This is a genomic window from Stackebrandtia sp. (genome assembly GCF_035643755.1).
Taxonomy (GTDB): Bacteria; Actinomycetota; Actinomycetes; order Mycobacteriales; family Micromonosporaceae; genus Stackebrandtia.
Window position 1 is genome coordinate 1 of the sequence record NZ_DASQPW010000211.1, and the last position, 4,894, is coordinate 4,894.

Genomic DNA, 4,894 nt, shown 5'->3' on the forward strand with positions numbered 1-4,894 from the left:
ACGGCCACCGCCGAGCCCGCCAGCAGCACCGCGGCGGCCCCGCCCACCACCCGCACCCGCGCGACCCGCACTCCGAGACTCGCGGCCGATGCGTCCCCGAGGGACAGGGCGTTGAGCGCGGGCGCGCTGCCGAGCGCCGCCACCAGCCCGACGCCCAGCGGCACCGCCACCCAGCCGAGCATCCCGAGGTCGCGACCCGCCAGCGAACCCACGAGCCAGAATCGCGCCTCGTCCAGGGTGCGCTGGCTCAGCAGCATCAGCATCGACGTCCACGACCCCAACACCACGGCCAGTACGGTTCCCGTCAGCGCCAGGCGAACGGGGTTGAGGTCGCGCGCGCCCCGCGCCAGCCCGAACACCGCGGCGGCGGCGACGCAGGCCCCCAACAGCGCGAACGGCAGGAACTCGGCGGGGCGCCGCAACCCGAACCCGAAGATCGCCACCACCACGGCGAGGCTGGCGCCCGCGTTGACGCCCAGGGTGGTGGGCGAGGCGAGCGGGTTGCGGGTCAGGCCCTGGCACAGCGCCCCCGCCACCCCCAGCGCTGCGCCGACGGCGATCCCGACGAGCGTGCGGGGCAGCCGAATCCCCGTCACGGCGATGGCGTCCTTCCCATGCGCCTCACCGAAAAGCGCGCTCACCACGGTGCCCGGCGCGACGGGGCGGGTGCCCACGGCCAGGCTCAACACCACGCACAGCCCCAGGCCCACCAGCCCCGCCGCCAGCACCGCGCCAAGCCGCAACGGACGGCGGCGCGCGGCGGCGGAGGGGACGGCATCGAGCACGCCAAGAGCTTAGGTTAGCCAAACCTAACTAACTGGCGGGGGTCGCCCGATCGTTCTCACCTCGCCGAACACGCTCTCGTCCGCACCTCGCGAGCCCCGCCGTTGAGCGAACGCAAATCCGTGGCCGTCGCCGAGCTCCAGCCCTGTCAGGCGCTGTGGTTGGCGACCGCCCGCACCTGGCGAGTCCCGCCGTTCAATAAACGCAGGGCCGTGGCCGTCGACGAGTGCCCGTCCGCCACGTTGACGTGGTGTGGTCAGTCGTCGCCGAACGTCGGCTTCATTTCCGTCAGGCGTCGCGGTTCGGCGACCGCTCTCACCCGGCGAGTCCCGCCGCTCAATGAACGCAAGCCCATGGCCATCGACGAGCTCCAGCTCCGCGAGGCGTCGCGGTTCGGCGAATGCATGCACCTCGCGGGTCCCACCGTTCAGCGAACACGAGGCCGTAGCCGCCGACGAGCGTCCGTCCGCCACGTCGACGCGGGCGCGGTGTTCTCAGTCCTCGCCGAGCGCCAGCTCCAGCTCCGCGAGGCGCCGCGGGTCGGCGACGGCTCGCACCTCGCTGATTCGATCGCCCACTATGGACAACTCGAGCACCACCAGGACACGACCGTACGGCGCCACCACGACGCCGGGGTTGCCGTCCAGCAGCACGAAACGCGCGGCCTGGGCGCGTCCGTTGTAGAGCTCGGCCACGGCCGCGGCGCCGCGCACCTCGGGGGAGCCCCCGAAGGTGGCCACCACCGCGTCCGCGCGGAACACCACGTCGGGATCCAAAATGGTCAACAGGTCCTCGAACCGCCCCGCCCGCGCCGCCGACAGGAAGGCGTTGACCACCTTCTTCTGCCGGGACAGGTCGACGGCGGGCAGCGGCGATGTTCCCTTGACGCGGGCGCGGGCGCGGCTGGCCATGCGCTGGGTGGCCTCGGGGGTGCGCTCCACGATGGGGGCGATCTCGTCGAAGGGGACCGCGAACATGTCGTGCAGGACGAAGGCCAGCCGCTCGGCGGGCTTCAGCGCGTCCAGCACCACGATCATGGCCTGGCCGACCGAGTCGGCGAGCACCGCGTCGGCCTCGGGATTGTCGGGGGCGGCGCGCTCGATTGGTTGGGCGTCAAGCGAATCCTCCCGCTTGGAGGAGCGGGAACGCAGCGCGTCCAGGCACACCCGACCGATGATCGTGGTGAGCCAGCCGCCCAGGTTGTCCACCGCGTCCACGTCCGCCCGCGACGCCTTGATCCAGGTCTCCTGGATCGCGTCCTCGGCCTCGGCGGCCGAACCGAGCATCCGGTAGGCGACGGCACGCAGGTGCTCGCGATGCTGCTCGAAATCGGCCGCGAACTTTTTCTCGTCCACCTGTCTGGTTCCTCCGTCGACGTCCGTCAGTGAAGTGAAAGCCCACAAAAACTGTGAATGGAGCCAATCATGAACGAGCGGATGCCGAACCCCGCACAGGTCCTTCCCGACGCGATGAAGGCCATCCTGAACCTGAACAAGGCGATCGGCAAGGCCGACATGCCCGAGTACGTGATGGAGCTGGTGCACCTGCGCGCCAGCCAGATCAACGGCTGCGGCGTGTGCGTGTACGGCGGGGTCCACTCGGCGAAGAAGTCGGGCGAGACCGACGATCGGCTGCACTCGGTGGCCGCGTGGAGGGAGTCGCCGTTCTTCTCCGACGCCGAGCGTTCCGCCCTGGAGCTGTCCGAGGCGATGACCCGCATGGCCGACCGTCCCGACGCGGTGTCCGACGAGGTGTGGGACGCCGCCGCCAAGCACTTCAGCCAGGAGCAGCTGGCCGCGCTGGTGCTGCACATCGCGACCACCAACCTGTTCAACCGCCTCAACGCCACCACGAGGCAGCAGGCCGGCCAGACCTGGTGAACCCGCGGCCCGCGACCCCGCCGGGCGCCGTCACTCGCGGCGCCCGGCGGGGCGCAGCGGCGCGGTGAGGTGGCGCCGGATCGACCGGGCCAGGGCGTCGGCCACCTCGTCGCGGTCCATTGAGGCCAGTGGCTCGATCTTGAGAATGTAACGGACGTAGACCATCCCCACCGTCTGGCTCAGCACCAGGGCGGCGCGCTGCTCGATGTCGGGGTCGTCGGGGTAGGCGGCGCGCAGGCTCGGGACGATCTGGGACGCGAAGATCGCCTGCATGCGGGCGGCGGCGGACGGGTCGGTGGGCGCGGCGCGCATCAGGATCGCCTCGGCGAGATTGTCGCCCTTTTCGAAGCGGTCGATCATGTTGCGGGCGTACCGGGTCCCCGCGTCCGCCTCGCCCGACAGATCGGGCACCTCCAGGTCCACATCGGACACCGCGCCATAGAGCTCGGCCTTGCTGCCGAAGTAGCGAATCACCATTGACGGATCGATCTGGGCGTCGGCGGCGATGGCGCGGATCGTGGTGCGATCGTAGCCGTCGGCGGCGAAGCGTTGCCGTGCCGCCGTGAGGATCGCGGCCCTGGTCTGCGCGGACCGAACGGTGAAGGTCATGCCGTCGAGTGTATGCCAACGCACATTTGCCAACAAGCGTTGGCGAGTGCTACGTTGTTTGCCAACAAGCGTTGACAAAGGAGAAATCGCATGTCCGCACTCCCCTCTTCGGCAGAAGTTCTGGTGATCGGCGCCGGCCCCGCCGGTCTGGCTCTCGCCGCGTCCCTGGTGGACAAGGGCGTCGACGTGGTCGTCATCGACAAGCAGGCCGAGGCCGCCAACACCTCGCGCGCCGCCGTGGTGCACGCCCGCACGCTGGAAGTGTTGCGGGAACTCGACATCACCGACGAGCTGATCGCGCGCGGCATCAAGGTGGAGACCTTCACCGTCCGCGAGCGCGACCGCGTCCTGCTGCACGTCGGCTTCGACGACCTGCCCACCCCGTACCCCTACACCCTGATGTGCCCGCAAAACGTCACCGAGGAGATCCTCCTCAAGCACCTGAGGGACGCCGGCGGCCAGGTGCACCGCCCCCTCGAACTGTCCACCCTGGAGCAGGACGCCGAGGGCGTCACCGCCACCCTCGCCTCGGGCGAGACGATCCGCGCCCGCTACGCCGTGGGCGCCGACGGCATGCACTCGGTGGTGCGCGACCAGACCGGCATCGGCTTCACCGGCGACACCTACGCCCAGTCCTTCCTGCTGGCCGACGTCCACCTCGACTGGGCCGAGGGCCCCGACCAGGTGCGGCTGTTCTTCTCGCCCGAGGGCGTCACCGTGCTGGCGCCGCTGCCCGGCGACCACTACCGCATCGTGGCCACCATGGACGAGGCCCCGGAGCACCCCGACGTCGCCGACTGCCAGGCGCTGATGGACTCCCGCGGTCCCCGGACCAACCCGATCACCATCGCCGACGTGGTGTGGAGCTCGCGATTCCGCGTCCACCACCGGCTCGCCGACCACTACCGCGAGGACCGCGTCTTCCTGGCCGGCGACGCCGCCCACGTCCACAGCCCGGCGGGCGGCCAGGGCATGAACACCGGCGTGCAGGACGCCCTGCACCTGGCGAGTCGACTGGCGTCGGTGATCCGCGAGGGCGCCGCCGAGACCACACTGGACGAATACGAGACCGAGCGCCGCCCGATCGCCGAGGGCGTGGTCTCCTTCACCGACAAGATGACCCGGGTCGCCACCCTGGGCCACGCCTCGCTGCGCGGCCTGCGCAACACCGCCCTGCGGGCCCTGGACTTCATCCCCGCGGTGCACCACAAGATGGCGATGAACCTGTCGGAGCTGGGCACCGACCCGCAACGCAAATAGCGCCCGACAGGACTAATCTGCTGGCATGAGCCTGGTCGCCGGGGTGGATTCGTCCACACAGTCCACAAAGGTGGTGTTGTGTGACGCGGCGGACGGGCGGGTGCTCGCCCGCGGCAGCGCCCCCCACCCCGACGGCACCGAGTGCGAGCCCGCGGCCTGGTGGGAGGCGCTGCTGCGCGCGGGCGAGGGAATCCTCGACCGCGCCGCCGCCGTGGGCATCGCGGGCCAACAACACGGCATGGTCACAGTGGACGACGCGGGGCGGATCGTGCGCCCCGCGCTGCTGTGGAACGACACCCGCTCGGCCGCCGCGGCCGAGGCGCTCATCGCCGAGCTCGGAGGGCCGGGCGCCTGGGCCGCGG

General features: G+C 71.0%; 6 protein-coding genes. 3 read left to right on the forward strand and 3 right to left on the reverse strand.

Features of this window, described 5'->3' with window-relative positions:
* Both VE172_RS16210 and VE172_RS16215 read right to left on the reverse strand, forming a co-directional pair.
* A partial coding sequence (locus VE172_RS16210; protein ID WP_324802970.1) for a FecCD family ABC transporter permease occupies positions 1 to 785 on the reverse strand: 785 nt, incomplete at its 3' end.
* Between the two features lie 492 nt (positions 786 to 1,277).
* Positions 1,278 to 2,138 (reverse strand): sigma-70 family RNA polymerase sigma factor, encoded by an 861-nt coding sequence (locus tag VE172_RS16215; RefSeq protein ID WP_324802971.1) that lies wholly within the window; start codon positions 2,136 to 2,138, stop codon positions 1,278 to 1,280.
* 69 nt (positions 2,139 to 2,207) lie between these two features.
* Between VE172_RS16215 and VE172_RS16220 the strand changes: the two genes are divergently transcribed.
* The gene (locus VE172_RS16220) at positions 2,208 to 2,663 is read left to right on the forward strand and encodes a carboxymuconolactone decarboxylase family protein (protein ID WP_324802972.1); all 456 of its coding nucleotides are present in this window, start codon (positions 2,208 to 2,210) and stop codon (positions 2,661 to 2,663) included.
* Positions 2,664 to 2,693: 30 nt separating this feature from the next.
* Here the strand turns inward: VE172_RS16220 and VE172_RS16225 are convergent, their stop codons facing one another.
* Complete coding sequence (locus VE172_RS16225; RefSeq protein WP_324802973.1) at positions 2,694 to 3,272, reverse strand: TetR/AcrR family transcriptional regulator; 579 nt, start codon at positions 3,270 to 3,272, stop codon at positions 2,694 to 2,696.
* Between the two features lie 90 nt (positions 3,273 to 3,362).
* On the opposite strand from VE172_RS16225, the gene VE172_RS16230 reads away from it, so the two are divergent.
* Both VE172_RS16230 and VE172_RS16235 read left to right on the forward strand, forming a co-directional pair.
* Positions 3,363 to 4,532 (forward strand): FAD-dependent oxidoreductase, encoded by a 1,170-nt coding sequence (locus tag VE172_RS16230; protein WP_324802974.1) that lies wholly within the window; start codon positions 3,363 to 3,365, stop codon positions 4,530 to 4,532.
* Positions 4,533 to 4,557: 25 nt separating this feature from the next.
* A partial coding sequence (locus VE172_RS16235) for an FGGY family carbohydrate kinase (protein WP_324802975.1) occupies positions 4,558 to 4,894 on the forward strand: 337 nt, incomplete at its 3' end.